The 19,713-nt window shown below is 40.2% G+C and carries 18 protein-coding genes; 6 read left to right on the top strand and 12 right to left on the bottom strand.

Annotation, left to right across the window (positions count from 1 at the left end; translation table 11 throughout):
• The 5 genes from AW17_RS15555 to AW17_RS15575 all read right to left on the bottom strand — a co-directional run.
• On the bottom strand, window positions 1-218 hold a 218-nt coding region (locus AW17_RS15555; protein ID WP_036670129.1), incomplete at its 3' end, for a transposase DNA-binding-containing protein.
• A 144-nt stretch (window positions 219-362) separates the two neighbouring features.
• Window positions 363-1,769, bottom strand: a complete 1,407-nt coding sequence (locus AW17_RS15560) for a TolC family protein (protein WP_029277995.1) — start codon at window positions 1,767-1,769, stop codon at window positions 363-365.
• Window positions 1,756-4,956: an efflux RND transporter permease subunit gene (locus AW17_RS15565; protein WP_029277996.1), complete on the bottom strand. Its 3,201-nt coding sequence runs from the start codon at window positions 4,954-4,956 to the stop codon at window positions 1,756-1,758. The genes AW17_RS15560 and AW17_RS15565 overlap by 14 nt, the downstream gene beginning before the upstream one ends.
• A 23-nt stretch (window positions 4,957-4,979) precedes the next feature.
• The gene (locus tag AW17_RS15570) at window positions 4,980-6,182 is read right to left on the bottom strand and encodes an efflux RND transporter periplasmic adaptor subunit (protein ID WP_029277997.1); all 1,203 of its coding nucleotides are present in this window, start codon (window positions 6,180-6,182) and stop codon (window positions 4,980-4,982) included.
• A 73-nt stretch (window positions 6,183-6,255) separates the two neighbouring features.
• Window positions 6,256-6,861, bottom strand: a complete 606-nt coding sequence (locus AW17_RS15575; RefSeq protein ID WP_029277998.1) for a TetR/AcrR family transcriptional regulator — start codon at window positions 6,859-6,861, stop codon at window positions 6,256-6,258.
• A 181-nt stretch (window positions 6,862-7,042) separates the two neighbouring features.
• Here AW17_RS15575 and AW17_RS15580 point away from each other — a divergent pair, with 181 nt between their 5' ends.
• Window positions 7,043-7,480 (top strand): GNAT family N-acetyltransferase, encoded by a 438-nt coding sequence (locus tag AW17_RS15580; protein WP_029278000.1) that lies wholly within the window; start codon window positions 7,043-7,045, stop codon window positions 7,478-7,480.
• 477 nt (window positions 7,481-7,957) lie between these two features.
• Here the strand turns inward: AW17_RS15580 and trpA are convergent, their stop codons facing one another.
• The 4 genes from trpA to trpD all read right to left on the bottom strand — a co-directional run bounded on the left by trpA (window position 7,958) and on the right by trpD (window position 11,644).
• Window positions 7,958-8,725 (bottom strand): tryptophan synthase subunit alpha, encoded by a 768-nt coding sequence (gene trpA / locus AW17_RS15590; protein WP_029278004.1) that lies wholly within the window; start codon window positions 8,723-8,725, stop codon window positions 7,958-7,960.
• A 75-nt stretch (window positions 8,726-8,800) separates the two neighbouring features.
• Window positions 8,801-9,982 (bottom strand): tryptophan synthase subunit beta, encoded by a 1,182-nt coding sequence (gene trpB, locus AW17_RS15595; protein ID WP_029278006.1) that lies wholly within the window; start codon window positions 9,980-9,982, stop codon window positions 8,801-8,803.
• Between the two features lie 49 nt (window positions 9,983-10,031).
• Complete coding sequence (locus AW17_RS15600; protein WP_029278008.1) at window positions 10,032-10,661, bottom strand: phosphoribosylanthranilate isomerase; 630 nt, start codon at window positions 10,659-10,661, stop codon at window positions 10,032-10,034.
• A complete protein-coding gene (trpD, locus tag AW17_RS15605; RefSeq protein WP_029278009.1) occupies window positions 10,655-11,644 on the bottom strand; it encodes an anthranilate phosphoribosyltransferase in 990 nt (329 codons plus the stop codon). The genes AW17_RS15600 and trpD overlap by 7 nt, the downstream gene beginning before the upstream one ends.
• A 578-nt stretch (window positions 11,645-12,222) precedes the next feature.
• On the opposite strand from trpD, the gene AW17_RS15610 reads away from it, so the two are divergent.
• The gene (locus AW17_RS15610) at window positions 12,223-13,164 is read left to right on the top strand and encodes an ion channel (RefSeq protein WP_029278010.1); all 942 of its coding nucleotides are present in this window, start codon (window positions 12,223-12,225) and stop codon (window positions 13,162-13,164) included.
• A gap of 562 nt (window positions 13,165-13,726) precedes the next feature.
• Here AW17_RS15610 and AW17_RS15615 read toward each other — a convergent pair.
• Genes AW17_RS15615 through recR form a run of 3 tightly spaced genes read right to left on the bottom strand, consistent with a single transcriptional unit; the run spans window position 13,727 to window position 15,951 of the window.
• Window positions 13,727-14,545 (bottom strand): SDR family oxidoreductase, encoded by an 819-nt coding sequence (locus AW17_RS15615; RefSeq protein WP_029278012.1) that lies wholly within the window; start codon window positions 14,543-14,545, stop codon window positions 13,727-13,729.
• 51 nt (window positions 14,546-14,596) lie between these two features.
• The gene (locus tag AW17_RS15620) at window positions 14,597-15,334 is read right to left on the bottom strand and encodes a PI-PLC domain-containing protein (protein ID WP_029278013.1); all 738 of its coding nucleotides are present in this window, start codon (window positions 15,332-15,334) and stop codon (window positions 14,597-14,599) included.
• On the bottom strand, window positions 15,334-15,951 hold the full coding sequence (recR, locus tag AW17_RS15625; protein WP_029278016.1) for a recombination mediator RecR: 618 nt from the start codon (window positions 15,949-15,951) through the stop codon (window positions 15,334-15,336). Before recR ends, AW17_RS15620 begins: the two co-directional genes overlap by 1 nt.
• 258 nt (window positions 15,952-16,209) lie before the next feature.
• Between recR and AW17_RS15630 the strand changes: the two genes are divergently transcribed.
• The 4 genes from AW17_RS15630 to AW17_RS15645 all read left to right on the top strand — a co-directional run bounded on the left by AW17_RS15630 (window position 16,210) and on the right by AW17_RS15645 (window position 19,668).
• Window positions 16,210-17,718 (top strand): sodium:solute symporter, encoded by a 1,509-nt coding sequence (locus AW17_RS15630; protein ID WP_029278017.1) that lies wholly within the window; start codon window positions 16,210-16,212, stop codon window positions 17,716-17,718.
• A gap of 17 nt (window positions 17,719-17,735) precedes the next feature.
• On the top strand, window positions 17,736-18,443 hold the full coding sequence (locus AW17_RS15635) for an LOG family protein (RefSeq protein ID WP_029278019.1): 708 nt from the start codon (window positions 17,736-17,738) through the stop codon (window positions 18,441-18,443).
• A 202-nt stretch (window positions 18,444-18,645) separates the two neighbouring features.
• Entirely contained in the window at window positions 18,646-19,149 is a 504-nt protein-coding gene (locus AW17_RS15640) for a hypothetical protein (RefSeq protein WP_029278020.1), read from the top strand.
• A gap of 24 nt (window positions 19,150-19,173) precedes the next feature.
• Window positions 19,174-19,668 carry a hypothetical protein gene (locus AW17_RS15645; RefSeq protein ID WP_029278021.1) on the top strand — a complete coding sequence of 165 codons (495 nt, stop codon included), beginning with the start codon at window positions 19,174-19,176 and terminating at the stop codon, window positions 19,666-19,668.
• Window positions 19,669-19,713: the final 45 nt, after the last annotated feature.

Raw genomic sequence — 19,713 nt, forward strand, 5'->3', positions numbered from 1 at the left:
TGGCTGGCCGACTGGCAATTGAATGATAAATTAGCGATAATAGCTGCCTCACTTACCCGATCATTGGCAAGAAACCGATAGAAGCCCTTGGCTTCAGCCTCATCTTTGCTTAACTGGCGTATACTCTGGACACTGTTCCTGAAAAGTATATCCAGATTCTTATTACCCCTACTAATTAACCTTGAATCGGATAAACTCGTAAAACCTCGTGTTTGCATCCAACAAAGAAACAAATTATTCAGAAATGTGTCCACACGATAGGACTCTCCAAAGGGGGAAATAGCGAACGTCATAAACTTTGGATAGGTCTCTGCACTTTGCCCCCCTCCCTTTCGGGGAGGGTTGGGGTGGCCCCCCTTTTTTTACTGCCAGCCACCACCTAACGAACGGTACAAACCAACAACAGCATTAAGCTGCTCTGTTTTAATTGTCGTTAATTCCAGTTCGCTTTGCAATAGATTTCCTTGTGCTGTTATGACTTCTAAATAATTAGCCATACCGCTTTTAAACAACAAACTTGCATTTTTAGAGGCCTGTTGTAAAGTCTGTGCTCTTTTTTCAGCAATGCTGTATTGTGTTTTTAACTTCTCTACTTTCGTTAACTCATCAGAAACTTCGCCAACAGCATTTAATACCGACTGACGGAACTGGATCACCGATTTCTCACGGTCGATTTTAGCCAGCTCTAAAGAAGTTTTTAACTGACCTCTCTGAAAAATCGGCTGGGTAATCCCTGCCCCAACCAAACCGAATAAGGATGCTGGCACATTAAACCAGTTGCTTGCTTTAAAAGAGTTGATGCCTCCGCTTGCGGTAATCACCAACGATGGATATAAACTTGCTTTCGCAACACCAACCTTTGCATTGGCAATGGTTAAAGCCAGTTCAGCACTTTTAATATCAGGCCTGCGGCTTAACATCGACGAAGGAAAACCTGCGTTTAAATCCTGCGGGATATTCATTTTATCCAAACGGCTCTCGCGGTTAATGGTTTTTGGCAAAGTACCGATTAATACACTTAATGCATTTTCCTGTAAGGTTACATTTTGCTCCAAACGAGGGATCAGTTGCGCGGCATTTAACTGTTGCGCCTGAGCCTGCTGTATCGCTAATGAAGTTACCTGACCGGCATCGAACTGTAAGTTGATAATCCTTAATGTGCTATCGTTCAGTTTTAAGTTCTTTTTCGCGATTTCCAACTGCGCATCAAGCATTAACAAATTGTAATAACCTTGCGCAACATTGGCCACTAAACGCGTCTGTACTGCTTTACGTGCCTCTTCTGTCTGCAAAAAACTGGCTAAAGCGCCAGCTTTTTGATTACGGATTTTGCCCCAGATATCGGCTTCCCAAACCACACCCAGATTAGCATTGTAATCTTCGATGTGTGTTGAGCCTGTAAACTGGTTAAGGCTTAAACCATTTAAACTGTTATCAGACGGACGGCTCGAACTCGCCGCCACCTGCAATTTCAATTCAGGCAAATAACCCAGTTTCGATTGTTTGAACAATACTTCGGCTGCATCGATATTTTTCAAGGCAATCTGCATATCGTAATTTTTAACCAAAGCTGTATCAATTAAATTTTGAACAGTAAGGTCGTTGATAAAACTCTTCAATGGCATACCGCCAACACTCGAAGAATCTTTAGGCAATGAATTTCTGAACAAGCCTGGCGCAATATTGGGCAAGGCTGTATCTTTCGAAACCGAACATCCGCTCCAGATCAAAGCAAGGAGCAGGATGGTAATTAGATTAAACCGTTTCATAAACTACATGATTATTATTTACAGGTTCTCCATTGTGGTGAACAACCTCATTTCTTGATTTTTTTGATATTTTTTCCTGTAAGGCCTGGAAGATGACGAAAAGTACCGGAATGATGAACAAACCTAAAACTACACCCGATACCATACCACCTGCTGCACCGATACTGATGGAGTGGTTACCCTGTGCGGATGGACCTGTTGCAATACTCATCGGGAATAAACCAAACACAAAGGCCAGTGATGTCATAATGATTGGTCTGATCCTCAATCGCGCTGCTTCTATAGCCGAATCAACCAAACTGAGTCCCGCCTTTCGTCGCTGCACGGCAAACTCCACAATCAGGATGGCGTTTTTAGCCAGCAAACCGATAAGCATAATCAGCGCTACCTGTACATAAATGTTATTTTCGATACCGGTTAAGCCCAATACCACAAACACACCGAATACGCCTGTAGGGATAGATAAGATTACCGCCAATGGCAAGATGTAACTCTCGTACTGTGCTGATAATAAGAAGTAAACAAACACCAAACAAAGCAGGAAGATCACTATCGACTGTCCGCCTGAAGAAATCTCCTCACGTGTTTGTCCTGAGAATTCGTAAGCATAGCCGGTTGGCAATTGTTCTCTGGCGGTTTCTTCAATTGCTTTAATCGCATCACCAGAACTGAAGCCTGGTTTAGGGATCGCATTTACCTCGATAGAGTTAAACAGGTTATAACGAGAAGCCGTTTCAGAACCATATACGCGGGTTAATTTAACCAGGGTACTGATCGGCACACTTTCTCCTGCCTTGTTTTTAACAAATACACGATCGATACTTGCTGGGTCGGTTCTGTCGGCAACATCAGCCTGAACCACTACACGGTAGTATTTACCAAAACGGTTAAAATCTGATGCCTGCGCAGTACCAAAATAAGTCTGCATCGTTTGTAGGATATCTTTTTTGCTTACACCCAACTGATCGGCCTTTTCGTCGTTAACATCCAATTGTAACTGCGGATAATCTGCTTTATAAGAAGTAAAAGCATAAGCAATAGCCGGTTTCGCCATTAACTTTCCAATAAAGTTATTCGCTACGCCACTAAATTTATCCAGCCTGCCGTTCGTTTTATCCTGTAACATCACGTTCATGGCCTCCACATTACTAAAACCCGGAACGGTAGGGAAACTGAATACAAAGAAGGTACCGGCAGATATGGCCGCCATTTTGGCCCTTACGATATTTTGTATCTCATCGATATTTTTTACCGCCCCTCTTTCGTCGTTTGGTTTTAACAATAAGAAAATCTGACCTGCTGACGGACTGTTGGATGCGGTTAAAAAGTTATAACCAGCCAACGACATCACAAATCTTGCTGATGGCATCGCCCTCAACTCTGCTTCGGCCTGTTTTAATATTTTATTGGTATTGGCCAATGATGTTCCCGATGGACTGGCAACTGCGATAGCCACAAAACCCTGATCCTCTGTCGGGATAAAGCCTGTTTTTGTTCTGCCTACAAGGAAAATGGTAACCAAAACGATTAAGGCAAGCCCACCCATACTGATCCATTTGTTGCGGATAAGCACTTTTAAACCGCCAACATATCGGTTGGCCATATAATTGAAACCACCGTTAAAGCCTGCATAAAACTTTTCTACAAAACCTTTTTTAGGCGCGTTATGACCACCTTCGGCATGTTTGTTCTTTAAAAATAAGGCCGCAAGAGCAGGACTTAAAGTTAAGGCGTTAACAGCCGATATAATGATGGCGATAGCCATGGTTAAGGCGAACTGTTTGTAGAAAATACCTGTTGAACCTGTCATAAAACCAACCGGTAAAAATACTGCCGCCATTACCAATGTAATCGATATAATGGCTCCTGTAATTTCATTCATTGCCTCGGTAGTTGCCGCCCTCGGGCTAAGCGAAGGGTTTTCTTCCATTTTGGCATGCACCGCTTCTACCACCACAATCGCATCATCTACCACAATACCTATGGCCAGTACAAGTGCAAAAAGTGTTAAAAGGTTAACAGAGAAGCCGAACAACTGCATGAAAAAGAAGGTACCGATAATCGCAACCGGAACCGCTATAGCTGGGATTAAAGTAGACCTGAAATCCTGAAGGAAGATAAATACAACGATAAATACCAGTAAAAAGGCTTCTATCAAAGTATGCTCCACCTGGTTGATGGATTCATCTAGATCGGTTTTGGTACGGTAAAACTGATTGAACTTAATGCCTGCAGGGAAATCTTTTGATAGTTTTGCCATCAGTTTATCAATGGCAATCTGGATTTCGTTGGCATTCGAGCCTGATAACTGGATTATACCAATGGTAATACCATCGTGCCCGTTTAAGCGGTTTACACTACCATAACTATAAGCACCCAATTCTACACGGGCCACATCTTTTAAACGTAATATAGAACCATCAGAATTAGAACGGATCGCGATATTTTGATATTCTTCAGGCTTGGTAAGCTTACCTTTATATTTAATGATATATTCAAAGGCCTCACTACTTCTTTCCCCAAACCGACCTGGTGCTGCTTCCAGGTTTTTGTCCTGAATGGCTGTGATCACTTCATTGGGTGTAATTTTGTAAGTAGCCAATTGACTTGGGTTTAACCAAATACGCATTGAATAATCTTTAATACCACCAAATACACTGGCAGAACCTACACCCGGGATACGTTTAAGTTCGGGAATGATATTGATCTGTGCATAGTTGTTTACAAAAACCGCATCGTATTTTTTGGGATCTTCCGAGTAAACACCGATGGCACCAATAAAGCTATTTTGCTGTTTGGTGGTGGTTATACCATATTGTACCACCTCTGCAGGTAACTGGCTTGTGGCCTGCGAAACCCGGTTTTGCACATTAACCGCTGCCTGATCGGGGTTGGTACCCTGTTGAAAGTAAACTGTAATAGCCAAGGTACCGTCGTTACTGGCGCTCGAGGTCATGTATGTCATGTTCTCTACACCATTAATTGCTTCCTCCAATGATGGAGTAACCGAACGTAAAATCGTTTCGGCATTGGCCCCAGGGTACACCGCGGTTACCAATACCGACGGAGGTGCGATATTTGGAAAGCGCTCTAAGGGCAACTTTGTTAAGCCAAGTATACCAACTATTACCAATAAGATGGAAATAACAGTCGAAAGTACAGGCCTCTCTATAAATTTCTGAAACATGACTTTTTAGATTTTAGGTCTTATTATTTTTTTGTTTTTGCAACAGCTACTTTATCTGCTGCTTTTTGAGGCTGGATCACCATGCCCTCCTGTAATTTATCAACCCCGCTCAACACAATCTGGTCGCCAACTTTTACCCCGTCTTTAACCAGGTAATTTTCGCCGGCTTTACCAACGATGGTAATGGATTGTTTTTTCACCTTACTGCTGTCGCCTACGGTAAATACAAATACTTTATCCTGCATTTCTACCGTTGATGACTGCGGTACCAGAATGGCATTATCGTGCTGTAAACCTAAACGGATCTTACCCGTATTACCAGAGCGAAGAACGCCACTCGCATTAGGGAAACTTGCCCTAAGCGTAATGGCACCTGTGTTTTTATCAAACTGACCATCGATCATATCGATCTTGCCTTTAATCGGGTAAGCAGAATTATCAGCCAATAAAAGTTCTACCGCTGGTAAATGTTTAATCCTGTCGGCAGGTGTTTTACCCGGGTAGTTTGCATTAAAATTATTGAAGTCGTTTTCTGCAAGGGAGAAATAAACATGTACTTCGTGGATATCGGATAACTGTGTTAAAGCAACCTGATCTGTCGGAGAAACTAAACTTCCCTGTTTTTTAGGGATACGGCCAATGTAACCACTCACCGTAGCCTTAACATTAGTGTAACCTAAGTTAATCTGCGCCGAAGCCACGCTGGCTCTGGCTTGTTCGGCATTTGCCTGCGCAATTTTATAAGCCGTTTTAGCAGTTTTTAACTGAAAATCAGAGACTACCTTATTCTGAACAAGTGGTGTTAATTTATCAACTTCCAATTGAGCGTTTAAAATGGCCGCTTCTGCAGCATGTAAACTTGCTTTAGCATTGTTTAAAGCCTCGCGATAAGGGTTTTTATTAATTTTGAACAAGGTTTGTCCGGCAGTTACATAAGCGCCTTCGTTAACCAATACACTTTGTAAGTAACCACTCACCTGTGGCCGTACATCGATATCAACAGCACCCTGAATAGAGGCCGGGTATTCGATATAGGTAGTTTCTGTACTCGCGTTAATGGCGCTTACAGGCAATGCCGGTGGCGGTGGTGCAGCCGCAGCCTGATCAGGAGACGACTTACAACTCAACAGAATTATAGATAGAAGAGAAATTGTTAACAATAACTTAATACTATTAAACTGTTTAACAGTGTTAAGTAAGGGATACAAGCGATGTAGAGATTTCATATGATTAAATTTAATTGGAATTAAAGTGTATAAATAATTTAACAGTGTTAAATTACGGTGTAAAAAAAATATTTTAACTGTTAATAGATAACGTAATGCCCTTGATGGCATCTTTTAAAATTTGCTGGTTTAGCTCGTCTGTTGTTCTTCCATTCGGGCGAACCAGGTTGATGGATATCAAACCGTGGATGATAGACCAATAAGTGTAATACTTCATGCAGATATCATCCTCAGAAACGGGTTGCTTCTCAAATAGAGATTCAATCACGTCGCCTAACATACTACCTACGTTTTCGGCTTCGGGCATTGAATTTTTAACGGTACAACAAACCATATCTACACCGTACATCAATTGATAAAATTCTTTATGGGTAAAAGCGAAGTTCCAGTAGGCAATCCACATGGCTTCCATTTTATCTTCCGGGGATTCGTGTTTATCCCTGGCTTCGCGGATATCTTTCGCTAACATTAAATACCCCCTTCTGGTGAGTTCCAGTAAGATGCCATCTTTGTTAGAAAAGTATTCGTAAATAATTGGTGCAGTATATTCGATCTGGTCGGCAATTTTACGCATACTTAATGCCTGCCAGCCCTCTGTTTGAACAATATTCAAGGCAGCATCCAGAATTTTTGTTCTGGTTTCATCTTTTAAACGTAGAATTCTTTCTTTACTTCCCATGACTTGGAATATACAGTGTAAATAATCTAACACCGTTAAGCAAATGTAGAACCAATTCCAGAATTGACAATCATTCATTTGTCATAAACATTTTATTGATTAGTTTTATAGCTGATAATCAACCGTTAAAGCATTTAAAAGGCTTTTTCAAATAAATTAATTTTCTCAAGAACTTTTAAAAATGATTTTCCGCGAAGCAAAAACGACTGACATACCTGCGATACAAATTGTCAGGCATACCGTAAAAGAGAACATTTTGTCAGATCCGGCGCTGGTTACTGACAAAGATTGCGAAGAATTTTTAACGCAACGTGGCAAAGGCTGGGTTTGCGAAGTAGATGGAGAAGTTGTTGGATTCTCCATTGTAGATTTAAGGGAGCATAATATCTGGGCCCTATTCCTTCGGCCAGAATTTGAAGGCAAAGACATAGGCAAAAAATTGCACCAGTTAATGATGGATTGGTATTTCGATCAAACGCATGAACCCATTTGGCTGGGTACATCGCCCAATACCCGTGCAGAAGAATTTTATACCCGGCAAGGCTGGAAAAAAGCAGGCATGGTAAATAAAGGGGAAGTGAAATTTGAAATGAGTTATGAGGATTGGGTGGGTAGGTAGATCCATTCGAAACATCGTCATTGCGAGGAGGCTTTTTCAGCCGACGAAGCAATCTTAATGCGATCGCTTGTAGCGATAGTTGTAAGATTGCTTCGTTCCTCGCAATGACGAAACAGCGGGAAAAAGATGAATCACCAAGTCACAAAGAACACAATGTTTAGTGCCTTGTGATATAGCGCAAAAAACTGAACCATATAAGGCATATAAGTTACATATAAGCTCAATGCCTTATATGTTCTTACATTTCTTATATGGTGAAAAACTATAATAAAAGCAAGGCCCTGAAACAAGTTCAGGGTGAGGACCGCAAGAGTCATCGTCATCCGATAGCTATCGGATGCGAGAAAGCTTTTTCAGTCGATAGCCTGTCCCGATCTCGGGAAAGCAATCTTAATGCGCTCGCTAGTAGCGATAGTTGTAAGATTGCTTCGTCGTGCCTCCTCGCAATGACGATGCATGGAAGAAAAGGAAAAAATACTAAGCCTTAAACTTCTTCATGAAGTTACTCACGCTTTCCTCCAAATTTCCATCAGCAATGGCTTTAACGAAAGCCGTACCAATAATAGCTCCATTGGCGTACGAACAAGCCTTATCAAAAGTTTGTTTATCACTAATCCCGAAACCGATCATGGTTGGGTTTTTTAGGTTCAAGTTTTTAATCCTGCTGAAATAAGCTTCGGTAGTATTGCCAACCTCAAGGTTTTTACCCGTTGTGGCCGACGATGATAACAAATAGATAAATCCATTGGTTAAACCGTCAATTTTATGGATACGTTCTTCAGCCGTTTGAGGGGTGATTAAAAATACATTGCTCAGGTTGTGTTTTCCGAAGCAATCTTTATAAAATTCTTCGTACTCTACCATTGGCAGATCGGGAACAATACAGCCATCGACCCCTACTTCGGCACAGGCCTCACAGAATTTTTCTACGCCAAACTGCAAAACAGGGTTTACGTAGCCCATTAACAAAACAGGAATGGTAACGGTCTTACGCAAGTCTTTCAACTGTTCGAAAAGCAGCTTAAGTGTCATACCCTGATCAAGCGATTGTTTGCTGCTCGCCTGAATTACCGGTCCATCAGCAACAGGATCGGAATAAGGAAATCCGATTTCGAGCATGTCAGCACCTGATTTTTCCAGTGCTTCGGCAATTTGAATGGTATCGCCAGTATTTGGATAACCAGCAGTATAATAAATTGATAATATATTTTTCTTCTCCTCGAAGAGTTGTTTAATTCGGTTCATATACCCCAACCCCTAAAGGGGCTTTATTTAATGTGAAAAAATTACCGCAAAAGTCCCCTTCAGGGGATTTAGGGGTTATAAGTTAAAATATTTAATATAAGTATCCAGATCCTTGTCGCCACGGCCTGAAAGGCAAACCACTACGTTTTCGCCACCTTTAAATTCCATTTTTTCTAAGTAAGCCAATGCGTGTGCGCTTTCGATGGCCGGAATAATCCCTTCCAATTGGGTACAAAGCAAACCTGCATGTAAGCTTTCTTCATCTGTAATGGAAACATATTGTCCGCGGCCAGTTTTAAACAAATGTGCATGTTGTGGACCAATACCCGGGTAATCCAAACCTGCTGAAACTGAGTGTGGTTCAACCACTTGTCCATCTTCTGTTTGCATTAAAATGCTTCTGCTACCGTGGAGTACACCTTCTTTACCCAAATAAGTGGTTGCAGCAGAAAATCCGCTCGACACGCCTTTCCCTGCTGCTTCAACGGCGATGAGTTTAACATTTTCATCATCCATAAAGTGGTAGAACATGCCCATGGCGTTACTTCCACCACCCACACAGGCTAAAACATAATCAGGCTGATCGCTACCTGTTTGCTCCAATAGTTGTTTTTTGGTTTCCTCAGAGATAATCGATTGAAAAATGGCCACCATATCAGGGTAAGGATGTGGGCCAACTACCGAGCCAATGATGTAATGCGTATCTACCGGATTATTGATCCAATCGCGCATCGCCTCGTTAGTGGCATCTTTTAAGGTTTTGCTTCCAGAACTTGCCGGAACAACCTTTGCGCCCAACATTTTCATTCGGGCCACGTTTGGTGCCTGACGCTCGATATCTACCTCACCCATGTAAATTACACACTCGAGATTACGCAAAGCACATACCGTTGCAGTAGCTACACCATGCTGACCTGCGCCAGTTTCGGCGATGATTCTTTTTTTACCCAGTTTTTCGGCCAATAAAATCTGTCCGATGGTATTGTTGATCTTATGGGCACCGGTATGGTTTAAATCTTCTCTTTTTAAGAAAATATTGGCACCATATCTTTCTGAATATCTTTTGGCAAGATATAAAGGCGAAGGGCGGCCAACATAATCTTTTAACAACTGATGAAATTCCTTTTGAAAATCGGCATCATCAATAATCTTTAAATAGTTTTGACGCAATTCTTCTACGTTTGGATAAAGCATTTCGGGGATGTACGCACCACCAAAATCTCCATAATATCCTTTTTCGTTTACTTTGTATTTCATGTTTTTTTCTTTTTTCCCTTGGTTGAAACCAAGGGTTATGAATAACAATCTATTTATTCATTTCTTTAATAAATTCTTTAATCTTCTCTGCATCCTTTAAACCTGGCTCAATTTCAAATCTGCTATTGATATCCAGGGCATATAAACGCTCATCATGTATGTTTTTTATCGCCCCGGTGTGTTCCAGGTCGATGCCACCACTTAAAAAGTAAGGTTTGTTATCGGTATATCGGTCTAAAACCGACCAATCGAATGTTTTTCCCGATCCACCATGTGCTTTGGTTTTGGTATCGAACAGAAAATAATCCACCACATCTAAATAAGACTCCAGACCAGAAAAATCAAAATCTTCATCTATTCCAAAAGCTTTGATTACTTCTAACGAACCAAATGCCGATTTTAATGCGGCACAGTATTCGGGCGATTCGCTGCCATGTAACTGAACAGCTTTTAGTTTCAATGTGTTTACTTTATCCTTTACTTTTTCAAGGTCTTCATTTGCGAATACGCCTACGGTTTTAATCTCTGAGGGAATGTATTTGATCAATTCAGCAGAAACCTCAGTGATTAGTCTGGGCGATTTTTCATAAAAGATAAAACCCAGGTAATCTGGCTGAAGCTCGGCTACCGCAGCAATATTCGCTGCCAAACGCATGCCGCAAACTTTTAACTTTAACATGCCAATAAGTTTTTGAAACTGTTTAACGCTTTTTTGCTGGTTAAAGATTCTTCCGCTTCATAAAAGCAATCGGCAAAAGATTGTTCAGGTTTTATGGTTTTAATGGCCAGTGCCGAATTGCACAATACCACATTGTTCTGTACATCTGTGGCTTCGCCATTTAATACATCCATAAATATTTTGGCAGATGATTCTACGGTATCGCCACCTTTAATCGCATTGGTATCAACCTTATCAAAACCCATATCCTGAAGGGTTAAAATCTGTTCGCCCTTGTTCGAAAAGGTTTTCACATCACAGGTTAAAGAAACTTCATCATAACCTTCCAATGCATGTACAATGGTATAACTTTTATCGGTGTCCTGATATAAATAAGCATATAAACGGGCGAGTTCCAAACTAAAAACCCCTACCATCTGGTATTTTGGCTGCCCGGGGTTAACCATTGGACCAAGCATATTGAAAAATGTTTTTACACCCAGTTCTTTACGGATCGGTGCTACAATTTTCATTGCCGGATTAAACAAAGGGGCATGTAAAAAACAGATTCCTGCGGTATCTAAATTACGCCTTAAAATATCCTCATTATTGGTAAAAGTATAACCTAAATATTCCATTACATTGGATGAACCGCAGCCCGAAGAAACGCCATAGTTACCATGTTTGGCCACATGATGACCAGCACCTGCCACCACAAATGATGATAGGGTAGAAATATTGAAAGTATCTTTACCATCACCTCCGGTACCGCAAAGATCAATCAGTTCGTAACCCGATAAGTTTACTTTAACGCACATATCGAGCATTGCATCACGAAAACCCTGTAGCTCCTGCACGGTAATATTACGCATGGCATAAGCCGTTATAAAAGCGGCAATCTGCGAAGAATTAAATGTGCCTTCCGAAATGGAGATTAAAATGTTTTTTGACTCTTCCCTGCTAAAACTCTTATTCTCGAATAAATGGTTTAATATTTTTTTCATGTTTTGTATAACGCTTATCGTCATGCTGAACTTGGTTCAGAATCTTTCACGTAGATGCTGAATTAATTCGGCATGACGATTTTTAAAAAAATCACTTTTTACGCCATGGTTTATGTCGCCATAAACCATTTAAATATTCCGTTTCGTGGAGACACGAACCGGGGTGTTTGTTTTGTATTCAATCTGCTCGCCATGGTTTGTGTCGCCACAAACCATTTAAAGTTTTCTAAATCTTATTTTTATCTCCGTGGTCTGTGTCTCCACAGACCACTTAATGTTTTATAAATCTAATTTTATAGATGCTGTCCCGATTAATCGGGATCAGCATGACGCACCACTTTTAAACCACCCCTTCCTTCGAACACCCCTCCACGGGAGGGGAAGGCATAAAAAAAGGATTGCTTTTTGGGCAATCCTCTTCGTTGTGTTTAAAATATTTTAAAATATATAACAATAGAATTTGCCTAACGAATTTCGTTATGCCACCACCAATTGTTATTTAAGTTTTTAATTATCATGTTTGTATAAAGCAAATATTGACATAGTTTTTTAATATTCCAAAATCTTTCTAAAAATATATGGCCTTTTTTAAAAGAAAAGTACAGTTTAATGATGATTTCGGTTTCGGATCCAATCCTGTAACCAAAAACCAGCGCATGCTCAACCCCGATGGTTCGGCAAATATCGAGCGTACCGGTCTACCCTGGTTTAAGTTCGACGATACCTACACCCGCTTGGTTACCATGAGCTGGCCGCGTTTTTTCTTTGTCATTCTTGTGGTCTACCTCATTGTGAATACCATATTCGCAGTTTTATATAATGTAGTGGGTATCGAAAATTTAAATGGTGCCAAAGGTATAACGCTTCGCGATCAGTTTTTTGATGCCTTTTTCTTTTCAGCCCAAACCATTTCTACCGTGGGTTACGGCCACATTTCGCCACAGGGTTTTGTTACCAGTGTGCTTGCCGCTTTCGAGAGTATGTTGGGTTTATTGGCTTTTGCCCTGGCAACAGGTTTGTTGTACGGCCGTTTTAGCAGGCCCACCTCAAAAGTAAGCTTCAGCAAAAAAATGGTGATTGCCCCTTATGAGAAAGGCCACGGATTGATGTGCCGTTTGGTTAACCTCCGCCGCAATCAATTGATAGAGGTTGAGGTGCAGATGGTAATGTCGTACAACGAAACCATTGATGGTAAACATGTACGTAGCTTTTATCCTTTGCCATTAGAGCGCAGTAAAATTGGTATCCTATCGTTAAACTGGACTTTAGTACACCCCATTACAGAAGAAAGTCCATTTTTCGAAAAATCGTTAACCGAGCTGCAGCAGGCCGAAGTAGAGGTTTTTGTAATCTTAAAAGCTTTTGATGATACTTTCTCGCAGACCATCCACACCAGGACCAGTTATCAGGATGAGGAAATCGAAATGGATGCTAAGTTTGATAAAATGTATTACCATAACGAAGAAGGCAAAATGGTGATGGATTATAGTAAATTGGATAAGGTTACAAGAACGGTGTAAGGATCTTTTTCCTCTTTTAAAAAATTATTTTGTTTTTTGGAAAGCAGGTTTCGGTGTTAATCGGTTGCGATAGTCCCGTTATTCGCTTCAATCTTTTTGTGGTGCTGTCATCCTAAAGCGCGAGGGATTGGTTTCATAGGCTGCAGATGCTTCGTACCTCAGCATGACATAATATTCAAGGTTGCTGCTAACAAAAAGGATTTCCGCTACTACCGGGTTTAGGACGGTCTGGTCTGTGCTAAATATGACCACCCCGCCTTTCAGGCACCCCTCCAGAGGAGGGGAATTACCCCTCATCGTCTCTATGCGATTTGCATTCCCTTCTTTCAGAGGGGTGTCCGCAGGACGGGGTGTTTCAGCGACCTATAAAATCCACGAGCTCCTTGTATAAATCCAGGTAAACTCAAAGTTAAGGGTCTTCGACGGGCTCAGACTGACAATTAATTAGCTTAAATCGCCAACTTAACGGTGCCACCTAAAGCCAAATCCCAACTGCAATACGTTATCCCTATTTACCTTACGCCTTAAACCCTAAGCCTTCCACCTTTAAACCCTCAACCTTCTACCCTTTTATCAATGGATTCTTTTCTTTAGCAAACAGATCAAAAACCTTTTTGTCTACAAAAGCCGGGAAGAGTTTATTCATCCAAACGGCTAATTTCCCTTGTCCGGTCATGATTAAGGTACGTTTACGTTTTTCGATACCGTCGGCAATAATGCTGGCTACTTCTTCAGATGACATCATTTTGCCTTCATCCATACTGGTTTCGCCATGTGCAGCACCATCTTTTGATAAAGCGGTTACCCTAATGTTGGAAGCAGTAAAACCAGGACAGGCCAATAAAACGTTTACACCGGTTTTTAGTAATTCGGTGCGTAAAGATTCCATAAAACCGTTCATCGCGAATTTAGAAGCTGAATAACCCGTTCTACCCGGCAGACCGCGGAAACCAGCAATCGATGAAACGCCAACTACCGTTCCTTTGGTTTTTAAAATCTCTGGCAAAGCATATTTGGTACAATAAACCGTCCCCCAAAAGTTCACATCCATCAGGTTTTTAAGCACTGATAAATCCAGATCGTTAAACAGGGCACGCATGGATAATCCGGCGTTATTTACCAGAATATCAATCTTTTGAAAAGAAACCAAAGCTTGTTTGATAATCAGTTCGCAATCTGCTTCTTTACTTACATCGGCCTGAACTGCTACGGCCCTAATGTTATATCTTTTCTCCAGATCGGCAGTAATTTCGCATAGAGTTACGTATTGGCGTGCGGCTAAAACCAAATTGGCACCACGTTTAGCAAATTCTTCGGCACAAGCTTTTCCGATTCCGCTCGATGCACCAGTGATGATGATTACTTTATTTTTTAGGTTCATATGTAGTATCAAGATTTGAGTATCAAGTATCAAGACTTGATACTGCTTTCATTAGTTTGTTTTAAAGTAGTTTGTGGCCGTGGCAACTTGGTCTGTATTAATAATATCTACACCTAAGTCATGTAGTAATTTCCAGCAAGCCTGATTATCTGGTGCGCCCCAAAAACGAAAGGGTTTACCTAATTTATGTGCGTGGTTAATCAGTTCTATCAATTTAGCTTTATCAGCTTCCGAAATTTCACCAATACCTTTCCATTTAGAATAAGTGGCAAAATTATCGCTGATCATGGTTATTTTCTTCAGGTCTTCCGGGCTGTAGTTTACATTTGGTAAGCCATCAAAAAATAGGTGAGTATATTTATGAAATGTATTTGCAGCAGGTCGGTTGCCGCTAATCACAACAACGGTATTTCTCCCCTGTCTGTCAAAGTATTTCTGGTATTTTTTCAGATTTTCCCGCAACAAGCGATATGTCGAATCCCAGTCACCTTTAACATCGATCATCAATTGGAAAGTATAATATTCCTTTTCGGCCGATAAGGTTTTAATCTGTTTTAAATACATTTGTTCTAAGGTATGACCAGCTTTGGTTTCTTTTTTACTGTGCGCCACCATTAACGAATCGCCAACTACAAAAACATCTGCTTCAATAGAGAAAACGCGATTATTAACCGCATCAATAAAAGGTTTTTCGTGGGCATAATCATTATGGGAGTGTATCTTAACCTGCGCTTTGGCAAATAATCCTGATAAAACCAGGGCTAAGAAAACGAAAAGATGCTTTACCATTATTTCATCATTGCAGTTTCGTAAGGCACGCGGGTTACAATCGATCTACCCAATGTAATTTCATCGGTATATTCCAGCTCACCGCCAAAAGCAATACCCCGCGCAATGGTCGTTACCGGAACATTAAACTCCTTTAATCTTTTGTACAGGTAAAACAATGTGGTATCGCCCTCCATATTCGGACTCAATGCTAAAATCACCTCTTTAATCCCTCCTGCTGCCATTCTGGCTACTAGTCCATCAATAAACAGATCGGAAGGGCCAACGCCATCCATGGGAGAAATTAAGCCTCCCAAAACATGGTAAACCCCAAAATATTGACCGGTATTTTCGATCGCCATTACATCGCGGGTATCTTCAACCACACAAATGGTTTCTTTATCGCGTTTTGGCGAAGTACAGATCTCACATACCACATAATCGGAAATGTTATGGCAAGTGCTGCAATGTTTAATATGCTGCTTAAGTTTTATAAAAGTATTGCCAAACTGGTTTACCTCCTCCTGCTCTTTGTTTAAAAGATGTAATACCAAACGTAAAGCTGTTTTTTGCCCTACACCAGGAAGTTTCGAGAATTCGTTTACCGCATCTTCGAGCAGCTTGGATGAAAAATTCATATTACAAAAATAGGTAAAATGGTTTGTTAGTTCAATAGGCCTAGTTCAGTTGTTTATTGGTCAATGGTTTGATAGTCCATGGTTGATGGTTTAGTTGTTTATGGTTAAATCGCTTATTAGTTCGATAGTCTGCTTGCTTTAGAGCGCCATGCTTATGCTAATCGGCTATTAACTATTGAACCATAGGCCATCAACCAAATAGCAAACCTATTGACATTAAATCCGAATTTCTTACATTTATCAGCTTAACACAAAACTATGTCTCCAACCATTCTCTTATGTTTTCTGATCGGTTATTTTTTACTGCTGATTATTATTTCATTCGTAACCTCAAAAAAATCATCTGATAATTCTACTTTCTTTGTCGCCAACCGGAATTCTAAATGGTATTTGGTTGCCTTTGGGATGATAGGAACCGCACTTTCGGGTGTTACTTTTATATCAGTGCCCGGAGAAGTTGGCGCCCCCAGCGGGAACCAGTTTCAATATTTCCAGTTCGTTCTGGGCAATGCAGTTGGTTTTATCATCATCGCCACAGTTCTGCTTCCACTTTATTACCGGATGAATTTAACATCCATTTATAGCTACATCGAAAAGAGGTTGGGGCATTATAGTTACAAAACGGCAGCATCGATATTTTTATTGAGCCGCACGTTGGGATCAGCAACAAGATTATACCTCGTAGTGATTGTTTTACAGCGTTTTATATTCGACAATTATGGCGTTCCGTTCTGGTTAACGGTTTTAATTTCGTTGGCATTGATCTGGTCGTACACCTTTAAAGGTGGATTAAAAACCATTATCATTACCGATACACTGCAAACTTTTTTCCTGGTGCTTTCGGTTTTTCTGACTATTTATTTTATTTGCAACAGTCTCGATTTCAATATTCCACAGGCATTCGAGACCATAAAAACCAGCAGTTACTCGAAAATATTCTTTCTAAACGATTTCCTAACCAATAAATTCTACTTCAGCAAACAGTTTATCGGCGGTATTTTCGTTACCATCGCCATGACGGGTCTAGATCAGGATCTGATGCAGAAAAACCTAAGCATGGGCACCATCAAAGAGGCACAAAAAAACATGTTTACTTTTACAGGGGTATTCGTAATCCTGAATGTTTTCTTTTTGAGTGTGGGCGCCTTGTTATACATTTTCGCCGCAAAAAACGGCATCGATATTCCATTAGATCACATTACCGGGAAACCAAGAACAGATTTATTGTTCCCTGAAATTGCTTTAAACAACCTTGGCGCTGTACCTGCAATTATATTCATGCTGGGCCTAACTGCAGCAACCTTTGCCACTACCGACTCTGCACTTACAGCTTTAACCACATCCTTTTGTGTCGACTTTTTAGGCATGGCTAAGGCGGAAAATGTAAATGCCAAAGACGCCGTAAAAAAACGCCATACCGTACACGTGGCATTTTCTATTCTGATGTTTTTGGTGATCATCGTCATCAATGCACTGAACAGCTCATCGGTGGTCAGTTTAATTTTTACCATTGCCTCTTACACCTACGGACCGCTTTTAGGTCTATATAGTTTTGGATTATTTGTAAAAAAACGGGGTCTTCACGATAAATTAGTTCCGATAGTTTGTTTATTATCACCTTTTTTATGTTACTTGCTTTCCACGTATTCTACCACTTTATTGGGCGGTTACGTTTTTAGTGTTGAACTGATTTTGATTAACGGTTTAATCACATTTATAGGCTTGTTGTTCATCAGTAAAAAAACTGATGCGCAAACCAGATTTTAATATTAGAATAACAGTATATGACGAGTGAAGAAAAAATTAGAAGCGCTTTTGAAAACAAAGACTGGCAAGAAATTAAAGTAACAGACTCTTGGCAAATTTTTAAAATCATGGCCGAATTTGTAGACGGTTTTGAAAAACTGGCTAAAATTGGTCCATGTGTTACCATTTATGGTTCGGCCCGTACAGCTCAAACGCATAGATATTACCAATTGGCAGAGCAGTGCGGTAAATTATTAACCGATCGTGGTTATGGTGTAATTACTGGTGGTGGTCCTGGTATTATGGAGGCCGGTAATAAAGGTGCCCACACCAATGGGGGTAAATCGGTAGGTTTAAACATCGAGTTGCCTTTTGAGCAGTTCCACAATAAATATATCGATCATAATAAATTGCTGGAGTTTGATTATTTCTTTGTACGCAAAGTAATGTTCATGAAATATAGCCAGGGTTTTGTGGTTTTACCTGGTGGTTTTGGCACCATGGATGAACTTTTTGAAGCTTTAACCTTAATCCAGACCGGAAAAATTGCACGTTTCCCAATCGTATTGGTGGGTGTTGATTATTGGGGTGGATTAATTGATTGGATTAAAGGAACGATGTTGCAGAAAGAACACAACATCCATGAAGAAGATTTAAACCTTTTCAGGTTGGTAGATACCGCAGAAGAAGCTGCAGAGCACATTTTCCGTTTCTACGATAAATATGTGCTTAAACCGAATTTTTAGGCTGGTTCAATGGTTCATTTGCCATTGGTTCATTAGTCAGTTCAAGATGGCTAACTGGTTAATTGTTTAAACCGGTTAACTGGAAACTGAAAACTGGAAACTGTCAACTGAAAAAGTGCTTACAAACAATAAGCACTTTTTTTATGTCTTCATTTATTGTAACAACTGAAGAAAACCATCATCTAAAATAAAACGTATCTAAATGTCGAAATTAATCAATTGGAAAAGTAATTGGCTTAGCGGAAACATCCAGCTTTTTGCAGATGGTATTCAAAAAGGGATTGTCACTTTCAAAACCTGGAGAAGCGATGCGGAAAGTATGTTTGAAGATAAAAATTATTTCTTCTCGAATGTGGGCTTCTGGCAATCAAAAACTAATGTAATCGACAGAAAAACAAATGAACTGGTTGCGGTAATCACTTACGACAGCTGGAAATCGAAGGCAGTAATCAGTTTAAAATCAGGCGAACAGTACGAATGGAAATCAACTGGGGTATGGCGGCAAGCGCAGTGGACACTAAGCAACTATAAAGACACACATATTGCCTATAGTGCAAGCAATAATTGTGGTGCTATCTCTTCTGATACAGACAATGAATTGTTGATTATTGCCGGTTTATTTATTAAACAAATTTACAACAAACGTGCTATTGTACTTTTCGCCTGTATTATACCAATTATAACGGTATCAATTAACCGTCATTAGTGGCAGATTTAATCCTTTTGTGAGATGGAACAGATATTAAATTGGAGAAAAGGTTTATTTGATAGCAATTATCAAGTATTTAACAATGCACAACTAAGATTTTCATTAAATTTTAGTTCGTTGAAAAATTCGGCAATAGCCACTACCCAGACAGGCATTTATCTACTAAAAAGCGAAGGGTTTTCCAAACCTGAAACTAAATTACTGAACAATCAGAATGAGGTTTTAGCTATAATTACTTACGACTGGCTTCGTTTTAAAGCAAAAATTGTATTTGCCTCTGGCGATACTTTTGACTGGAGCTTTCAAAATAGCTGGTTAAGCAGGTGGTCGTTAAACGACCATCAGGATAAACAGGTTTTATTCAATGCTTCAAGCGGAAATGGCATGTTACATAGCAATGTAGACGACGATAAACTGATTTTATGCGGGCTTTTTATCAGGGAATACTATTCGAGACTTCTTGTTGGCTTTATCATTGTAATATTCTTTCTGTTTAGTTTCAAGAATATTTTTTAGCGCTTTTTTTTATTCGAAAATCGTCATTACGAAGCCGCATGATCA

The sequence above is a fragment of the Pedobacter borealis DSM 19626 genome (assembly GCF_000708285.2).
Lineage (GTDB): Bacteria > Bacteroidota > Bacteroidia > Sphingobacteriales > Sphingobacteriaceae > Pedobacter > Pedobacter borealis.